This is a genomic window from Streptomyces sp. NPDC127084 (assembly GCF_042724175.1).
Classification (GTDB): Bacteria; Actinomycetota; Actinomycetes; order Streptomycetales; family Streptomycetaceae; genus Streptomyces.
Genome location: NZ_JBHXFA010000003.1, coordinates 81,221 through 98,280, shown reverse-complemented (window position 1 = coordinate 98,280; position 17,060 = coordinate 81,221). Strand labels below are relative to the sequence as shown.

The following is a 17,060-nucleotide window of genomic DNA, read 5'->3' as shown; positions in this document are numbered from 1 at the left end:
CCCACCCGGGCGAGCAACCCCCAGGGGCGCACCCCCACACCCACAACCCCCCACCCCAAAACCACCAAACACCACCTAAGCACCCCAACCCCCACCACCAACCGAACCACCACCCCCGCCCACACACCCCCCCCCCCCCCACCCCGCGCCCCCCCCCCCCCCCGACGGAGGCGGCCCGGACCTCATCCAGGACGACGGCGGCGACGCCACCTTGCTGCTGCACCAGGCGGTGGAGCACGAGAAGAACGGCACCGCCCCCGACCCGGCGATGGGGCACAACCCCGAGCGGGCGGCGCTGCTGCGTTTCATCGCCGAGTCGATGGCGGAGAACTCCGGGCGCTGGACGGGGATCGCGGCGTCCATCCGCGGCGTCGCCGAGGAGACCACCACCGGTGTGCGGGCGCTGCGCCGGCTGGCCGACTCCGGCGAGCTGATGTTCCCGGGCATCAACGTCAACGACATGGTCACCAAGTCCAAGCTGGACAACATCTACGGCTGCCAGCACTCCCTGATCGACGGGCTCAACCGGGCCACCGACCGCATGATCAGCGGCAAGGTCGGCGTCGTCGTCGGCTACGGCGACGTCGGCAAGGGCTGTGCGCGGGCGCTGTCCGGTCTCGGCGCGCGGGTCGTCGTCGTCGAGGTCGACCCGATCTGCGCCCTCCAGGCGGCCCTGGACGGCTACCAGGTGACCACCCTGGAGGAGGTGGCCCCGATCGGTGACATCTTCATCACCGCGGCGGCCAACTGCGAGGTCGTCCGCCCCGAGCACATGGAGCGGATGAAGCACCTGACGATCCTGGGCAACATGGGGCACAGCGATGTCGAGGTCGACGTGGCCGCGCTGGCCGCGGTGCCCGGCATCCGCCGCCGCGAGCTGAAGCCACTGGTCGACGAGTGGATCTGGCCGAACGGCCGCTCGCTGCTGGTGCTCTCGCACGGCCGTGACCTCAACTTCGGCAACGCGACCGGACATCCGGCGTTCGTCATGTCCGCCTCGTTCACCAACCAGGCCCTCGCCCTGCTCGAGCTCGCCAAGGGCAGCCATCCGATCGGCGTGCACACCCTGCCGCGGGAGGTGGACGAACAGGTCGCCCGCTTCCACCTGGACGCCCTCGGCGTGACCCTGTCCCGGCTGACGCCTCGCCAGGCCGAGTACGCGGGTGTCCCCGTGGACGGCCCGTACAAGCGCGAGGACTACCGCTACTGACACCCCGCCGCCGTCCGCGACGCCGAACCCCAGGACTGAAACGTTGGACATACATCTGCACGACCTCAGCCCGCACCACCCCGGCTCCGCGGTGGCGCGCGCGGCCGCCCTGCTCAAGGACGCCGGCCACCAGGTGGGCCTCGCCGGGCCCGGGGGCGATCCGGTGCCCGCGCCGGCCCGCCCCGATCTGGTGGTCGTCCTGCCCGCGCAGGCGGACCACGATTCGGACCGGGCACGGGCCCTGGGGCTCGCGGCCCACCGCATCGAGACGGTGCGCGCCACCCATCTGGGTGTGCCCGTGGTCGTGGCCGGCCTGGACGCGAGCCTCGACCCCGACGGTGCCCGGACGGCGGCAGGGGCCGACGGCAGCCTGCCCGGTGCACCGGAGCGGGCGATCGCCTGGCTGGCCGAGGCCTGCGCGGCCGACCCGGCCGTGCTGCGCCCCGACCGCCTGGGCCGGGTGCGGCCCGCCTGGGGCCGCTGGGACGCGGCGGCCCGGCGGGACGCCGACCGGCGGCAGGCGAAGGTGGCGGAGATCGCCGCCCAGGCGGCCCGTGCGCTGAACCTGGGCGAGGCGCAGCTCGCCGGCGAGGGCATGGAGTTCGCCGTCTTCAGGGCGCACAGCGCGGAGCACGGCGACGTCGCCCTGCGGGTGCCCCGGGAGCCGGTCGTCCGCTACACCGGCCGGGACCCGTTCAGCGCCCGCCAGGCGCTGGAGCAGGAGCGGACCGTCGCCGCCCATCTGCACCGCCACTCTCTGCCCGTCGCCGAGCCGCTGGCGCTGGCGGAGACACCCACGGCACCCGTGCTCGCCTCCCGCTTCCTGCCCGGGGCGGGCGCCGCGCCCGCCCCGGAGCGGATCGGCGAACTGCTGGCCCGACTGCACAACGTGCCCGTCCCGCGCGGTCTGCGGCCCCTGGACCACGACGGCTGGCCTTTCGACGTGGCCATCGCCCGGCGCGTGTCCGGCCGCTGGAGGTGGCTGGCGCAACAGGTGCCCGACCTGCCGCCGCTGCCCGGCCTCGAGGGGCTCGTACCGCTGCTCGCGCCGCTCGCCGCCGAGGCCCGGCTGCTGCACCTGGATGTGCGCATGTGCAACCTGGCCTCCGTCGAGGGGGAGGTCGGCGGACTCTTCGACTGGGGATGCGCCATGGTCGGTCATCCCGCCCTGGAGCTGGCGCGGATCCAGGCGAACGCGGCCCTGCCGGAGAACGACCTCGACCTTCAGGCGCTGTGGGCCGGATACCGGCGGCACGGCACGGTGCCCGCCCTCGACGCCGCCGTGGAGGCCGTCCTGCGCCTGGACGGCGTGTTGATGCTCTGTGTGGTCTTCGGGGCCGCCATACCGGATCCCGATCGGCTGGCGACGCTGGTCGAGCAGGCCCGCGATCTTGCAAAGGATGTCAAATGAGCACGGCTGGACAGACCGGCGATGCGGCCCCGGACGCGGGCCGCGCCCCGGCCCCGCTGAGCGGCCGGGTCACCGCGACGCCCAGCGCGCTGTGGCACGAGGAGGTGCTGGAGCCGCACTTCCGCTACGAGGTGGCGAACCTGCTGCCCTGGTACGTCGCCATCGAGAAGGTGCTCGCGCTGGAGTACGCGCGGCTCGGCATCGTCACCGAGGAGCAGGCCCGGCACCTGGGCCGCGCGCTGCACGGCGCGGACGTGGACCGGCTCACCGCCGATCGGACGGCCAACATGTCGGACATCAGCTTCGCGCTGGAGCGGTACGTCGAGCAGCAACTGCCCGAGCCCGTCCCCGCGTGGCACGTCGACCGCAGCCGCAACGACCTGCAGGCCTGTGCCCAGCTGATGAACGGCCGGCAGCGGCTGGCCGAGACCGGCGAGCGGCTGCTGGAGTTCGGTGGGGCGGTGCACCGGCTGGCCGAGGCCACCCGCGAGCTGCCGATGCCGGGGCACACCCACTTCCAGGCCGCCCAGATCATCACGCCCGGCTACTACCTGGCCGCCGTCTCCGAGCAGGTGCTGCACACCCTGCGCCGGCTGCTGTCGACGTACGACGGGATCGACGCCTGCCCGCTGGGCTCCGGTGCCATGGCCGGGCAGGAACTGGCCTGGGACCGGGAACGGATGGCGCGGCTGCTGGGCTTTCGGCGAGTGCAGCCCGTCGCGCTGACCGCCGTGGCCTCCCGCGGCTGGGTGGCCGAGACGACCGCGGAGCTGAGCGTGCTCGGTGTCGCACTGAGCCGGTTCGCCACCGACCTGCTGACCTGGGGCAGCAGCGAGTTCGGCTTCATCGACCTGCCCGACGAACTGTGCGGCATCTCCTCGGCGATGCCGCAGAAGAAGAACTTCCCGGTGCTGGAGCGCATCCGGGGGCGCACCGCGCACCTGACGACGTACCACCTCGACGCCGTGCTGGGCCAGCGCAACACCCCGTACACGAATCTGGTGGAGGTGGGCAAGGAAGCCGGGGCGAACCTGGTGCCCGCCTTCGACACGCTGCGCAGCGTGCTGCGGCTGTTCACCGAGGTGATGAACCGGCTCACCTTCCGGGCGAGCCGGATGCGCGCCGCCTGCGAGCGCGAGTACCTCGGCGGGTTCAGCCTCGCCAACGCCCTGACCCTGACCGAAGGTGTGCCGTGGCGGCGGGCCCAGGTGATCGCCGGCGCCTATGTCGTCGGGGCACTTGAGCGGGGGCTGCCACCGGGCCGCCCGGACGCGGGGCTGCTGCTCGAGATCGCCGCCGAGCGCGGGTTCGCCCTGACCGCGCCGGCGGCCGTGCTCGCCCGCGTGCAGGACGTCGACCAGGGGCTGCGCCGGCTGCTGTCGTCCGGGTCCGCCCACCCGGACGCCACGGCCGCCGTACTGCGGGAGCAGACCGCGGAGTACGATCGGCTGCGGGCCCAGTGGTCGGCCCGCGCTGCCACCGTCGCGGACGGGCTGGCGCAGGCGAACTCCCTGCTCAGCGCCAACTGATGAGCGACCACTCGAGCGGTGCCGGCCGGCCGGGCGGCGTGGGGCTCGCGGAGGACACCGGGCAGGCCCTCGCGAGCGGGACCGGCGCCGCCTTCGGCACCTTCGGCGAGCTGCTGCAGGGAGTGCTCCCCAACGACGGCGCCTTCCTCGTCACGCTGCCCCTCGACGTCTGGGCGCGGGCCCGCTTTTGGCCCGACACCTGCGACGGCGAGGTCCACACCGTGCCGCCGGGCAAGTACAAGGCGCGGCAGGTGGCCCGGCGGGTCCTGGACGCTGTCGGTCACAGGGGCGGCGGGCTGCTGGAGCTGAGCAGCGAACTACCCGAGGGCAAGGGGCTGGCCAGCTCCTCGGCGGACCTGGTCGCCACGGTCCGCGCGGTCGGCGCGGCCTTCGGGGCCCGGTTCACACCGGCCCAGACGGAGGAGTTCCTGCGCGGCATCGAGCCGACCGACGGAGTCATGTACGACGAGATCGTGGCCTTCCACCACCGTGCGGTACGACTGCGCGGCCGGCTGGGAAGGCTGCCGCGGCTGGTCATCGTGGCCCACGACGAGGGCGGCCAGGTCGACACGGTCCGGCACAACCGCAACTCGTCACCCTTCGGCGCCGGCGAACGGGCGGAGTACGCCCGGCTGCTGGCACAACTGCACCGGGCGGTGGCCGACGGCGATCTCGCCACGGTGGGCCGCATCAGCACACGCAGCGCCGAGTTGAACGTGCTGGTGCGCCCGCGCGCGGGCCTGGCACGACTACGGGACGCCTGCCGGGAAGCGGACGGCGTCGGCCTGGTGCTCGCCCACAGCGGCACCATGCTCGGCGTCGCGTTCGCCGCCGACGACCCGGAGCTGGACGGCAAGACGGACTACGTACGCACAGTGTGCGCGGCGTGGCCGGGCACGGTACGCGTGTTCGGGACGCTGGGCGAAGGCAGCACATGGTCGGCATCGGCCGACGGGGGAGGAACGACGTGATATTCGACAGCATGCACGACGCGATAGGGCGCACGCCCCTCATCCGGCTGCGCATGGAGGCACCGGCCGGTGTGGAGGTATACGCCAAGCTGGAACTGGCCAATCCGTTCGCGATGAAGGACCGGGTGGCCCGGCACATCATCCTCAGCGCCCGGCAGCACGGGGTGCTGCGCCCGAACGCGCCGATCGTGGAGAGCTCATCGGGGACGATGGCGCTGGGCGTGGCCCTGGTCGGCCGGGCCCTGGGCCACGAGGTCCATATCGTCACCGACCCGCGGATCGACACGGTCACAGCGGCCAAGCTCCGGTCGCTGGGCTGTGTGCTGCACGTCGTCTCACAGATGACGGACCAGGGGTGGCAAGGGGCCCGGCTGGAGCGCCTGGACGCGCTGATGCGCAAGCTGCCGGGCGCGTTCTGGCCGCAGCAGTACAGCAACCCCGACAACCCGGCCGCCTACCGCCGGCTGGCCGCCGAGCTGACCGAGGACCTCGGCAGTCTCGACGTACTGGTCGGCGCGGTGGGGTCAGGGGGGTCGCTGTGCGGGTCGGCCCGCGCACTGCGGCGTACCCTGCCCGGCCTGTGGGTGGTGGGCGTCGACTGCGTGGGCAGCGTGCTGTTCGAACAGCCCGACGAACCGGGGCGGCTGCAGAGCGGGCTCGGCAACAGCCTGCACCCGAAGAACCTGGACCGCCGAGTCATCGACGAGGTGCACTGGCTCAACGACCGGGAAGCATTCCAGGCCGCCACCGACCTGGCACTGGAGCAGCAGATCTTCGCCGGCAACACCTCCGGATCGGTCTACCGGGTACTCGGGGACGTGGCCTCACGGGCCGAAGCAGGCCAGCGCATCGTCGGCATCTTCCCCGACCGCGGCGACCGCTACGCCCAGACCGTGCACGACCCCCAGTACTGGGCCGAGAAAGACCTGGACCACCTCCCCCAGGCACGCACACCTGAGGCAGTCGACTACGGCACCCCGGTACGGTCCTGGTCCCGTGCCGTGGTCAAGCTCCCGCCCGGCGACCGCCGCCACCTGCTGTTCGTGGAATCGAACACCACCGGCACCGGCATGATCGCGCTGCGCTCGGCCGCCGCGCTCGACCTGCGGCCCGTCCTGCTGACCAGCGCCCCGCAGCGGTACGCCGGACTCGCCGAGACCGGCTGCGAGGTGCTGGAATGCGACACCAACTCCCCGACGAAGCTGCGGACAGCCATTTCGGACCGCTTCCCTCGCGAGGAAATCGCGGGCATCACCACGACCAGCGACTTCTACGTCCCCACAGTCGCCGAAACGGCCGAGTGGCTAGGGCTGCCGGGCAGTTCAGCCCAGGCGATGACGACCTGCCGCAACAAAGCACTGCAGCGCGAGGCCCTGTCCAAAGCCGGAGTGCGCCAGCCCCGCCACGCGGTGGTGCGCACCCTCACCGACGTCCAGGACGCGGTGGCGGCAGTGGGCCTGCCCTGCGTGGTGAAGCCAGCCGACGACTCCGCCTCGCAGAACGTACTGCTGTGTACCTCGCCTGAGCAGGTACACGAACACGCACAGCGCGTGCTGGACATCCACACCAACGTCCGCGGCATGCCCACGGCACAGACAGTCCTGGTCGAGGAGTTCATCGACGCGCCCGAGTTCAGCGTGGAAATGTTCAGCCAGGACGGCGTGGCCACCTGTGTCGGCATCACCGCCAAATACGTCAGCGCAGAGCCCTACTTCGTGGAGCAGCAGCACCTCTTCCCCGCCGTGCTACCCGAAAAGAGCACTACCGCGCTCGTGGAAAGCGTGACCACCGCACTGACCGCTTGCGGAGTGACACTGGGCCCGACCCACACCGAGGTCCGACTGACCGCCGACGGGCCAGTGATCATCGAAATCAACCCGCGGCTGGCAGGCGGCATGATCCCCGAACTCATCAGACTGGCCACCGGCCTTAACCTGCTCGAGCAGCAACTACGGGCCGCGGTCGGACTCACGCCCACGCTGACACCCAGCCGCAGCGACCACGCGGGCATCCGCTTCCTACTCGCACCCCGACAGGGCACACTGACCGAGGTCACCGGCACCAAAGAAGCCGAACAAGTCACCGGCGTCGTCAGTGTGAAAGTGACAGGCAAACCCGGCACCCAGATCCGCCCCGCCCAAAGCGCCTACGACCGCCTCGGCCACGTGATCGCCCACGCACAAAACCCCGAACCAGTACTCCATGCCCTGAAAACCGCCACAGACCTCATCACCCTCCACACAACCACCTGACCCCACCCTCACCCCACCACCCGACACCACCCGACACCCCCCCCTCCCGGCAGCCTCCACAGCCCCCGGAAAAGGGGGGAAACCCCACTACCCCCCAGACACAGAAACACAGAAAAAGAACCACAAAACCCAGAAACACGAAAAAAAGGGCCCCCGAAAAGCCCTTGGCCCCCCAATCAGCCGACACCGCGCACCACCACCCGGCCCGGCAACAGTTCACCGCCCCGTATGGCCACACAAAAAGCAACTCGACCAGTCCACGCCAGCCAACCGCCTGCCACAGCGCACCATCCACACGAACCCAAAACGTCAAGCAAACCCACAACACCACCCACACCACACGACACGCCCCCTGCCACCCGGGTAACGACTCGCCCTGACCCTCGTAGCACGGGCACCCGGGGCTTCAGCCGGGCAGCCGGAGCCCCGCAGCACGCCCAAGGGGTGACATTTCATCGAACCCGCCCCGGCGCCCAAGCCCGGTCGCCAGGATGGGCGGGTGACATCGAGTACCGCAGACCTCTGGCACCACTACGGCCGCGCCCGCTGCGCATGTGACCGTGTCGTTCCCGCCAAATTCCACTGGATCTGGAGCCAGGACAGCGGACCCGGCGCCGAGCTCTTGGGCGATCTGACCGGCCGCCGCGTGGGCGATCTCGGCGCCGGGGCAGCTCGCCACGCCGCGCACCTGGCAACCCATCACCAGCCCGCCACCATCGTGGCCATCGACTCCTCCCCGGCCCAGCACGCCATGGCCACCGACCTGTACGGCCACCTGGCACCACGCCTGCGCATCGTGAACTCCGACGTCACAACCCACCTCCGAGAGGCGAGTGGCACCTACGACGCGCTCTACAGCATCTTCGGAGCCGCCGACTTCTCCGAGCCCCAGGAACTCCTGCCAGCCGCGGCCGAAGCCCTCAAACCAGGCGGCCGACTGGTATTCGCCACACTCGCCCACTACCTTTCCGGCGCACCCGCCCAAACCGACATAGTGGCCGCCGAGATCCCAGCGAAGACACCAGACGGCGAGGCGACCACGATGCGCCGCTGGGTCCTCCAGGAACACGTGTGGACGAAACTCCTCGACGCAGCCGGCTTCACCGACATCACCGCGGACATGCTGCCCTCCACATCCAAAGGCCCGCGTACCGCCGACACCCTGATCGTGACCGCATACACCCCCCAGTGACACAACCAGGCTCCACGCACAGGCACGCCAGCAGCCTGGCCTCCACCCCAAGAGCGAAACCCGACCATGGCCTGCCGCAGTGGTGTGAGCAGCACGCACACCGGCACGACCACCACACGACCCGGGCCCGTGGGGTTCAGCCATTCGCACCCCAGAAGCCGTCATCGATACCGAGAGCGGTCTCCACAACCGCGTGGACAAGGTCGTGCGGCATCGTCGGGCCGACGGGCTGAGCAGGCAGCCTGACGTCCGGCCCCTTGCGGCCCGGACCAAGATCTCGTGCTCGGGACCGCAGTGATCCGCGTGCATCTGTCTCTGGAGGCGGCACCTCCGTGGCAACAGGGCGATGAGGGGCCTGATATCTACCAGTACGTCGTGGAGGTCAGCTTGGACGCCGCAGCGCTGCTGCACTCGGCTGACGAGTGGGACCTCTCTCTGGCTTCCCTCCCGCCCCGCTGATCCAGCCACCCGGCACTCCCCGGACGCCCATTCCTACCTGCTGGAATCGGGAGCCGCAGCACCCGGCAGGCCTGGTCGACCGCTGAGGTGGCCGCACGGTGTAGCCGTCACACGAGGAGTTCCCGATGAGCACGATGCGCCAGACACCGCTTCCTGCCCCGGCCTGATCCGAAAGACACGGCCTGAGCGGCTCCGGCACCTGCAAACCGGTCCCGGACACCGGGCTGATGCTCCTATTGATCGTCAAGCCTTGCGGCGGGGCCGGTCGGTCGAGCAGTTCCTTGGGCCGTACGGCTCGGCAGAGCGCCCTGGTGTGCGCTATGTCGAGGTTCGTGCGACAAAGAGGCCGCTTGAGGTCTCTCCACGCGGTCGAGGACGTCGGCAGCGAGAGCTTCCTGGACCTGGGCGAGTTCCCGCCGTTCGATCCAGTCGACGAAGCCAGCGAGCTTGGCCGGCTTTTGGGCATGGCTGAGGACCCGCTTGCCGCGCTGCAGGTTGCCGAGCAGCGCGTTGAAGCCGAGCGGGGCCGGTGGGTCAATAGGGCGTCGTCCAGGACGAGTACGGCGGCCGGTTGCAGCCCTGCTCCAGTCCCCCCTTGTCCCATACGTCTACCGGCTTCGAGATCGGTCAGTGGCCTTGCCGGGGCGTCTGGGAGCGGAAGCTGTGGCCGAGTTCGGGGCCCAGTCCGTAGTAGTGGCGGAAGTTGTAGATCAGTGGGCTCCACGCGGCCGGGTCGATGTGCTGGGAGCCGGGGACGACGATTTGCGGATCGGCGTGAACCTTGAGCACGTGGGCTTCCACGATGAGGAACGCCCCGGAGGCATCGGGCTGAACCCGGGCAGCGCGGGCCTCCAACTGGAGAGGGCATTCGGCGACCCTGGGCGGCCGGACCAACTCGGAGGGTTCAGGTCGCAGGCCGGCAGCGGCGAACTTGTCCGGCTCGAAACGGAAGGCGTCCCGCTTGTCCACGGGTATTGGGCTGCGTCCAGTCAGCGGTGCCAGCCGCTCCACCGTCGGCCACTGGGCGGGCGCGGGGAGGCTGACCACGAGACCGGGTCGGCTGAGGAGGTTGTGCGCGGTCTGTCCCCCGGGGCCCAGACCGAGGACGATAACGTGGCCGAGTGCCCAGGCCGAGGACATCGGCGCCAGGTTGAAGGAGCCGTTCTCGTTCTCGGTCGAAAGCAGTACGACCGGCGTTCCGAAGTACAGGATGCTCGGCTCTATGGCCACATGGGCGGCCGACGCGTTGTTGGGCATGGTGCTGGGTGTCGCGGTGTCCATGGGAGTCGACCGTAAGGTGAAGACTCTTCGGCCCTCGCCGAAGGATCGCTGGTGGATGATGGACGGCAATGAGAAACCATGACGCGCACCTGGAGGGCCCGGACCTGGCCGCTCTGGCCGGACTTCTGGCGGACGGCACCCGCGCCAGCTTCTGCCTGGCCCTCCTGGACGGTCGGGCATGGACCGCGACCGAGTTGGCGCGCCATGCCGGGGTGGCCGCCTCGACTGCGACCGAGCACCTGAACCTCCTGGTCGGCGGAGGACTGCTCGCGCAGGAGCGTCAGGGCCGTCATCGTTACGTTCGCCTCGCCGATCCCGAAACGGCCCAGCTGATCGAGATCCTTGCCTCCAGGGCGCCTCGACGCGTCACTCCGCCACGCTCGCTGCCCGCTGTCAACCGGAGCCGGGCACTGGCCCGCGCCCGCACGTGCTATGACCACCTCGCGGGCGCCCTCGGTGTCGCGATCACCGAGGCGATGACCGACCGGGGGCTTCTGGACTGGGAGCAGGGGCCGACGCTCACCGGCAACGGGACCGACTGGCTGGCCGAACTCGGCATCGTGCTACCGCCCGCCACACGGCGTCCGCCCGTCCGCTCATGCCTGGACTGGACCGAACGCCGCCCTCACCTGGCCGGTGCCGTCGGTGCCGCCCTGTGCCGTCACGCCTTCGACCTTGGTTGGATCACTCGGATCGGCACCAGCCGCGCCGTCGCTCTCACCGACACCGGTCGGCGCGCGCTTCAGGACCACCTCGGCCTATCCGACGAGCCGCACACCGCCATCAGATGAGCACCGATCCCACCCAGTCAGACGCTGTCCGTTGCCCGCGCCTCACGGCGACGCAGCCAGTCGTTCGTTACTGACCCACGCACCTAGCCGAGGCGGGCCACGGTGTGTGCGGCCCATGCGGCTTCTCGACCAGCTGGCTCTGCCCGCGCCGAGACACGCGTGGCCCCGGCGTGATGTGCCGGGGCCACCTCCGTGGTTGGGAACCGTCTACTCCATGGGGTTCTTGCCGATTTCCCGCGTGATCTGTTCTTCCATCTGGCGGGCTTTCTCACGCAGTTGCTGGCGTTCCTGCGGGTCGGTGGCGCGGTCCGCTTTGTCCTTCAGCTCCTGCAGTTTGGTGCGCATCTGGTCAGCACGGCCGCCGGGTTCGCCTGCAACGCTCATGATCACTCCTTGGATCTGGGGAGAGCGGGCGTCATCAGCGAATCAACAGCCGTAGGTCTCTGCATCTCGAGCCGTTACCGACCGTTATCCCTGCAGGTCACACGGTTGCCTTGCGTCGACGTATGCCGTGCCGCCTGGCCTGGACGATGGGCTGCGGGTTTGTCTCGACCACGAGCTGGCGGGTACGTACCCGTACCCGTACCCTGGGGCATGGGAAGGAGCACTGTGATGTCCGATGCCAATGTGAGAATTCCCGAGGAAGCCCGCGATCGGCTCGCTGCCGTTGCCGCCGCTGAGGGCCTGTCCTTGCGTGCATACCTGGCGCGCCTCGCGGACACGCTGCTCACGCCGGCAGAGCGGGCAGAGCGGGCAGAGCAGGCTAAGGCCGCTCTGGAGGCATGGAACGGCTACGCGCCCACGATCGCTGAAGCAGCCGAGCTGGACGACGAGTTGGACCGTCGCCTGGCGCAGGTGCAGCGCCCGTGACCGATGCCATGCACATCGTCCTGGACGAGACCGCCTTGGCCGCCGTCGGCACCGGCAACGTCCTCGCCTCCCGACTCATCGACCGGGCCCACGCGGAGACGGGTTGGTTCGTCTACGTCCCGGCCTGCGCCCTCGTCGAAGCCGACCGCGCCCGCCCCGGCACCGCCGAGCACCTGGCCGCGCTGCCCGGGATCACGGTGCTCGACCTCGATCTCCCGGCAGCGCTCGCCGTCGCCCGGGAAGAGACCTGGGCTCTGGCGCACGCGCAGCATGCCGCCCAGCCGACTATGGACCGTCCCGATGGCGCCATCGTCGCCACGACTGCGCCGAAACGGTGGGTCGGACAGCCCGTCCGGGTTCTCGACCTCACTCCCTGACACTGTTCCTCGCCAAGGGTTGGCCCCGCGCAGGCTGCGCGGGGCCGGGCTCAAGCTGCCCGGGGACGTACGCGCGGGCCCCGGCGGCGCTCGGGCAAGTCCACTTTGCTGCGGCTGCTCTCCGCAGCCGAGGTGCTGGACGCCGGCGAGATCACTGGTAGTTCTGGAGTCAGGCCCCCGAGCGGAGCCACAGCAATCATCACTGTCAGTTCTCTTCGTCGCGTCTTTGTTCGGCGATCAGGCGCTCATACTGGTCACGGATACCCTGCTCGGCTTCCGGGCTGCGCGGGCCGGGTGCGGGCCTGGGGGCGGTGGCGTTCAGTGCCTCGGCGGTGATGTCTACGTCGGCGAGCGCGTCGGCCGCAGCCCTCCACAGGAGCTGGATGGCCGCCCGGATCTGCTCGCGTGCTTCCGGCGGCGCGGTCGCCAGCCGAGCGCGCAGCGTGTCACGTTGCTTCATAAGGCGTTCGACCTCGGACTGGTCACCGGGGGCTGTTCGGCAGCGGCGTTCGGTACTGGGCCCGACGACGGGGGCGCTGTGCCAGTCGCCGACTCTGGCCAGTACCAGCCGTGTTCAGCCATGCCCTCCTTTGCCGGTATGCCTGCGAGGTCACCACCGTGTCCCCCGCCTCCTCGCCTTCAGCATGACCGGGACCAGCGGCGCCATCGCCGCCTCCGGATCCCCGACCGGCTCGGCGCCCGCCGACACCGGGCCGGTGCCGGTCAAAACTTGGTCCACCGTCTCCCGCGTGATCCGCAGACGCGTCAACTCCTCCTCGACCCCCTCCAGTTCCCCGGACAGGGCAGCGATCTGCTCACGCAGCCGCTCGGCCCGCCCACGAGCTGCCGACTCCCTGACTTCCAGCGCTTCGAACAACGACGGCGCCACATCACCCCCAGCCGACACCCGCCCCAGCGACGGGCTCAACACCGACGACGGTAGAAACCGACCACCTCCACACCACCCCCAAAGCCCCGAATCTCCTAAACGAGGCACCCCTACAAGATCTGCACCCATCCAGGTTCAGCAGTCGAAACGTAGACGGGCTACGGCGTGTTCTGCGTATCGACCCTGGTCAGCGACCCACGGAAGCGACAGGAGAGCCCATTTTCCGACTCGTATCCGCCCTACGCCAATGACGATCTCCGCTCCGCCCGTGTGAATTGCATCAAAAGGCACCGGATCCTGCTGAGGTGGCGCACACTGTCCCCCGGATCCCCGTCGGCGGGCGGCGGGACCGAGCCTTGGGGAGACGTATGCCGACAACGATCGCCGGACGGGTCACCACCGAGTCCGGACAGGGAGTCGCCAGGCTCAATGTCGCTTTCTATGAGATCGGCCAGAGCGCCACACCCACCAAGTACGCCGCCGCGCCCGGCCAGGGCACCGAGCGGGTGGGCTCCGCCCTCACCGATGAGGACGGCCGCTTCCTCTTCGCCTGGGACGAGCCGGCCGCCCTCCAGGGGATCACGTCTAAGGACGCCCCCAAGTCAGGTCAGCGTCAGGTGGCCGTCCTCGTGCTGCCCCCGCACCGGCCGGTGCCGGAGAAGGGCAAGGAGCCGGCCACCCTCTGGCAGACGGTCATATACGGGCTGCGGTACGGCGGCACCGAGACGCTCTCCATCCAGCTGCCCCGGCAGACCCTGCGCGAGGCCGGGGCGCTGCGCGAGCCCGCCGAGATCCTCGCCGAGGAGCTCTCCGAGGACTGGACCCAGCAGCAGCGGATGAACACGTTCCTGGCTCCCACGGTCAAGGAGCAGATCTCCGCCCGGGTCAAGGCGGTACAGAAGGGCCAGGACTTCGCCCGCAAGCTCGCCGCGCTGCCGGCCGCCACCCGCAAGGACCGATTGTTCCTCGGCGCGGGCACCACCTTGGAGGCCGCCCAGAAGGCCGGCCTGGAGGCCGGGCTGCAGCGGCTGGCCCAATTCGCCGACGCCGGCCATGGCACCGTCCAACTCCACTTCACCGACGCCCAACTGATCCGCAAGGGCCTCGATGTGGCCTCATGGGCCGACCGGTCCCGCCCGATCCGCATCACCAGCCTCTGCCCGCTGCTGGAGGACCGTACCGAGGGCCCGGTGCTGGAGCGGCTGCGCGGCTTGCTGGACCCGCCCCCCGGGGACGCTCCGCCTGCCCCCGCCCCGCCAGGCGACGAGCCGCCGCCCCGCGGTGAGGACGACGCGCCCACCCCGCAGGAGGAGATCATCCGCCAAGTGCTGGCGCAGATCCGGCCATTGGACGGGGATGGCGAAGGCGCCGACACCGCTGCCGTGTTCGCCCGGCTGAAGAAGGCTGTCGCCCTCCTCCAGCCGGACTCCGGGACCGCCGAGACCACCGCCATCCGGGACGTCCACGCCTTGCAGATGGCCTTCCCGCACGTGTGGACCGAGGCCTTCGACGAGCGGTTCCGGGACGCCGTCGGCCGCCTGTACGGCGAGACCGTCCGATTACACGAGGAGTACGGCCTGGACCTCACCTGGGCTGGAGAAGCCGGTGACGTCCGGGAACTCGAGCGGTTCCTCGCCGACCTGGACGACCGCCGCGAGGCGCTGACCTTCCTGCCCCCGCCGCAGGAGGTGCAGGTCGCCTTCCCGTCTCTCAGCTTCGCCCAGTGGCACGCCCTCTCCTGCGACCAGCAGGCCGCCCTGCGCACCCTCGCCCGCCGGATCCGGGCCGCCGGTACGGACGCCGCGCTGGTGGCCCGGCTGCGCCGCGAGGGCCAGGAGCTGATCGGCAGCCCGGCCGGGCCGCTCGGGCGCGCCCAGAAGCTGATACTCGAGGCGCGGGACCGCATCCGCGAGCCCTACGCCTTCCACTACTTCGCGCCCGACTCGGTCAACTACGGAATCCTGACCACGTACCGTCAGGAGCTACGGCCCCTGACGTACCAGGTCGGCGACCTGGTCGCCACCGTCCCCTTGGCCCCGGGCGAGACTCGTAGTGTCTCGGTCACCGAGCGAGTGAAGAAGTCCCGGGCCCAGCGCGAGGTGGAGAGCGCGCTGATGAACCAGCGCGACGAGATCCAGCGCGGCAGCCGAGCCGAGGACGAGATCATGCGTCGCGCCTCGCTCTCGAGCAACTTCCAGACCTCCGCCAGCGGTTCGCTGAACTTCGGCATCGGCCAGATCGGCGGCACCACCGGCTTCTCGCTCAACCAGGCGGACGAGTCCTCCCGGGTCAAGCGCAGCGCCCGGGAAGACGTGGCCAGGGCCGCCCAGGAGTTCCGCCGGGACCACACCGTGGAGGCCTCCACCGAGGAGTCCGCCGACAACGAGCGGGTCACCAGTGGCACACTGAGCAACCCCAACAACGAGATCACAGTCACCTATCTGCTGTACCAGCTGGAGCGGCAGTACAAGGTCCGCGAGCGCATCCACCGGCTGACCCCCGTGATCATGGTTGCCCAGGACGTCCCCGCCCCGCATGAGATCGACGACGACTGGCTGCTCGCACACGCCTGGATCCTCAAGCGAGTGCTTCTGGACGACGGCTTCCAGGCGGCCATCGACGTCCTGGAGGACCGTTTCGCCGGGGACGAGCTCGCCGTCGACATCAAGCGCACCCACTGGAACACCCAGAAGGACCTGGTGGACCGCCTCGACCAGTCCATCCATGAGCGGATGCTGGCCATCGAGCACCTCCAGGAGCTGCTGGTCCGCGCCACCGAGGGCCGCGACCTGGCCAAGGTGGACGAGCCCGACGACGTCCAGCGCGCCGCCGAGGCATTCTTCACCGGCGGCTGGTCGCTGCTGTTCGGCGGCCGGGACGAGGACTCCAGCCGATTGGAGGCGCAGCGCAACGCCCTGGAGCTGCGCTTGCAGCAGCTGGGCGAGTCCATGAGCGAGGCTCGGCGGCAGCTGGCCCGCGAGGTGTCCACGCTGGAGGCCGCCACCGCCGCGTACACCAAGGCCGTCGAGGCGCAGTTCAACCGGCGCTCCCGAATCGACCAGCTGCGGGTGCACGTCAAGCAGAACATCCTCCACTACATGCAGGCCATCTGGGCCCATGAACCCCCGGACCAGCGGTTCTTCCGGCTCTACCACAAGGAGGTGCCCGTGCCGCAGCCCGACTCCCGCGGCTGCACCATCCGGCGGGTCCGGCCCGACGAGGAAAGCCCGCGGATCTTCCACCGGGACGGTGTGCGGTACATCATCGAATGCGCCCCGCCGGTCGCCTCGGAGTCCACCCGCCCGCTGGTGGAGATCGCCGACCTGGACCGTCCCTTGGGCTACAAGGGGAACTACATCCTCTTCCCACTCAAGGAGTGCGTCTACCTGACGGACTTCATGATGCTGAACTACGTCGACGACTACTTCGGGCTGCGCGACCCCGACCCGGTCGGCGAGACGCCCATCGAGGACCTGATCGCTTTGCGCGAGCAGCGCGGCGATGAGCTGGACGAGGCCGCCCGGGACGCCCTGGAGCTGATGATCGCCCGGCGGCTGGCCGGGCCGCGGAAGGAGCACGAGACCATCGTGATCCCGACCGGGCGGCTGTTCATGGAGGCACTGCCGGGCACCGCGCCGCTGCTGGAGCAGTTCAAGCAGGCCCACCGGGCGCTGGACGTCGCCAAGGTCCGCGCCGAACTGCGCTCCGGAGAGCTGGAGAACCTCCGCTACGCCGCCCGCCTGCTGGCCGACGAGCACGCCGACCCGGAGGTGGACCGGCAAGTGGTGGTCACCGGCGGCGAGGTCCGCGTCGAGACGGACGCCTGAT

At 70.2% G+C, this 17,060-nt stretch carries 15 protein-coding genes; 11 read left to right on the top strand and 4 right to left on the bottom strand.

The annotated features are described in order from the left end of the window. Positions 1-211: 211 nt before the first annotated feature. From ACFWI9_RS01830 to ACFWI9_RS01800, 7 genes are all read left to right on the top strand, one after another. Positions 212-1,210: an adenosylhomocysteinase gene (locus tag ACFWI9_RS01830; RefSeq protein WP_387158288.1), complete on the top strand. Its 999-nt coding sequence runs from the start codon at positions 212-214 to the stop codon at positions 1,208-1,210. A gap of 43 nt (positions 1,211-1,253) precedes the next feature. Then, complete coding sequence (locus ACFWI9_RS01825; RefSeq protein WP_387158286.1) at positions 1,254-2,621, top strand: phosphotransferase family protein; 1,368 nt, start codon at positions 1,254-1,256, stop codon at positions 2,619-2,621. Beyond that, positions 2,618-4,150, top strand: a complete 1,533-nt coding sequence (locus ACFWI9_RS01820; protein WP_387158284.1) for an argininosuccinate lyase — start codon at positions 2,618-2,620, stop codon at positions 4,148-4,150. Before ACFWI9_RS01825 ends, ACFWI9_RS01820 begins: the two co-directional genes overlap by 4 nt. Further along, complete coding sequence (locus tag ACFWI9_RS01815; RefSeq protein ID WP_387158282.1) at positions 4,150-5,121, top strand: kinase; 972 nt, start codon at positions 4,150-4,152, stop codon at positions 5,119-5,121. Before ACFWI9_RS01820 ends, ACFWI9_RS01815 begins: the two co-directional genes overlap by 1 nt. A gap of 11 nt (positions 5,122-5,132) precedes the next feature. Then, positions 5,133-7,373 carry a pyridoxal-phosphate dependent enzyme gene (locus ACFWI9_RS01810; RefSeq protein ID WP_387158280.1) on the top strand — a complete coding sequence of 747 codons (2,241 nt, stop codon included), beginning with the start codon at positions 5,133-5,135 and terminating at the stop codon, positions 7,371-7,373. 499 nt (positions 7,374-7,872) lie between these two features. After that, the gene (locus ACFWI9_RS01805; protein WP_387158279.1) at positions 7,873-8,565 is read left to right on the top strand and encodes a class I SAM-dependent methyltransferase; all 693 of its coding nucleotides are present in this window, start codon (positions 7,873-7,875) and stop codon (positions 8,563-8,565) included. A gap of 303 nt (positions 8,566-8,868) precedes the next feature. Beyond that, complete coding sequence (locus ACFWI9_RS01800) at positions 8,869-9,024, top strand: hypothetical protein (protein ID WP_387158277.1); 156 nt, start codon at positions 8,869-8,871, stop codon at positions 9,022-9,024. 627 nt (positions 9,025-9,651) lie between these two features. Here ACFWI9_RS01800 and ACFWI9_RS01795 read toward each other — a convergent pair. Beyond that, on the bottom strand, positions 9,652-10,305 hold the full coding sequence (locus tag ACFWI9_RS01795) for a flavin reductase family protein (protein WP_387158276.1): 654 nt from the start codon (positions 10,303-10,305) through the stop codon (positions 9,652-9,654). Positions 10,306-10,373: 68 nt separating this feature from the next. Between ACFWI9_RS01795 and ACFWI9_RS01790 the strand changes: the two genes are divergently transcribed. Then, positions 10,374-11,096 (top strand): winged helix-turn-helix domain-containing protein, encoded by a 723-nt coding sequence (locus ACFWI9_RS01790; RefSeq protein WP_387158274.1) that lies wholly within the window; start codon positions 10,374-10,376, stop codon positions 11,094-11,096. Between the two features lie 207 nt (positions 11,097-11,303). On the opposite strand, the gene ACFWI9_RS01785 is transcribed toward ACFWI9_RS01790, so the two are convergent. Next, complete coding sequence (locus tag ACFWI9_RS01785; protein ID WP_387158272.1) at positions 11,304-11,480, bottom strand: DUF6381 family protein; 177 nt, start codon at positions 11,478-11,480, stop codon at positions 11,304-11,306. Positions 11,481-11,708: 228 nt separating this feature from the next. Between ACFWI9_RS01785 and ACFWI9_RS01780 the strand changes: the two genes are divergently transcribed. Both ACFWI9_RS01780 and ACFWI9_RS01775 read left to right on the top strand, forming a co-directional pair. Beyond that, a complete protein-coding gene (locus ACFWI9_RS01780; RefSeq protein WP_387158270.1) occupies positions 11,709-11,966 on the top strand; it encodes an Arc family DNA-binding protein in 258 nt (85 codons plus the stop codon). After that, the gene (locus ACFWI9_RS01775) at positions 11,963-12,343 is read left to right on the top strand and encodes a hypothetical protein (RefSeq protein ID WP_387158269.1); all 381 of its coding nucleotides are present in this window, start codon (positions 11,963-11,965) and stop codon (positions 12,341-12,343) included. The genes ACFWI9_RS01780 and ACFWI9_RS01775 overlap by 4 nt, the downstream gene beginning before the upstream one ends. Before the next feature lie 205 nt (positions 12,344-12,548). Here ACFWI9_RS01775 and ACFWI9_RS01770 read toward each other — a convergent pair whose 3' ends face one another. Then, on the bottom strand, positions 12,549-12,803 hold the full coding sequence (locus tag ACFWI9_RS01770) for a hypothetical protein (RefSeq protein WP_387158267.1): 255 nt from the start codon (positions 12,801-12,803) through the stop codon (positions 12,549-12,551). Between the two features lie 150 nt (positions 12,804-12,953). Then, entirely contained in the window at positions 12,954-13,271 is a 318-nt protein-coding gene (locus tag ACFWI9_RS01765) for a hypothetical protein (protein WP_387158266.1), read from the bottom strand. 329 nt (positions 13,272-13,600) lie between these two features. Here ACFWI9_RS01765 and ACFWI9_RS01760 point away from each other — a divergent pair, with 329 nt between their 5' ends. Next, a complete protein-coding gene (locus ACFWI9_RS01760; RefSeq protein WP_387158264.1) occupies positions 13,601-17,059 on the top strand; it encodes a hypothetical protein in 3,459 nt (1,152 codons plus the stop codon). Position 17,060 lies beyond the last annotated feature (1 nt).

Bases quoted from the DNA above. Each gene is read 5' to 3' on its own strand.
- ACFWI9_RS01810 (WP_387158280.1), top strand. From the start codon at position 5,133: ATGCACGACGCGATAGGGCGCACGCCCCTCATCCGGCTGCGCATGGAG.
- ACFWI9_RS01795 (WP_387158276.1), bottom strand. From the start codon at position 10,305: ATGGACACCGCGACACCCAGCACCATGCCCAACAACGCGTCGGCCGCC.
- ACFWI9_RS01785 (WP_387158272.1), bottom strand. From the start codon at position 11,480: ATGAGCGTTGCAGGCGAACCCGGCGGCCGTGCTGACCAGATGCGCACC.
- ACFWI9_RS01770 (WP_387158267.1), bottom strand. From the start codon at position 12,803: ATGAAGCAACGTGACACGCTGCGCGCTCGGCTGGCGACCGCGCCGCCG.
- ACFWI9_RS01780 (WP_387158270.1), top strand. From the start codon at position 11,709: ATGTCCGATGCCAATGTGAGAATTCCCGAGGAAGCCCGCGATCGGCTC.
- ACFWI9_RS01815 (WP_387158282.1), top strand. From the start codon at position 4,150: ATGAGCGACCACTCGAGCGGTGCCGGCCGGCCGGGCGGCGTGGGGCTC.
- ACFWI9_RS01790 (WP_387158274.1), top strand. From the start codon at position 10,374: ATGAGAAACCATGACGCGCACCTGGAGGGCCCGGACCTGGCCGCTCTG.
- ACFWI9_RS01760 (WP_387158264.1), top strand. From the start codon at position 13,601: ATGCCGACAACGATCGCCGGACGGGTCACCACCGAGTCCGGACAGGGA.
- ACFWI9_RS01820 (WP_387158284.1), top strand. From the start codon at position 2,618: ATGAGCACGGCTGGACAGACCGGCGATGCGGCCCCGGACGCGGGCCGC.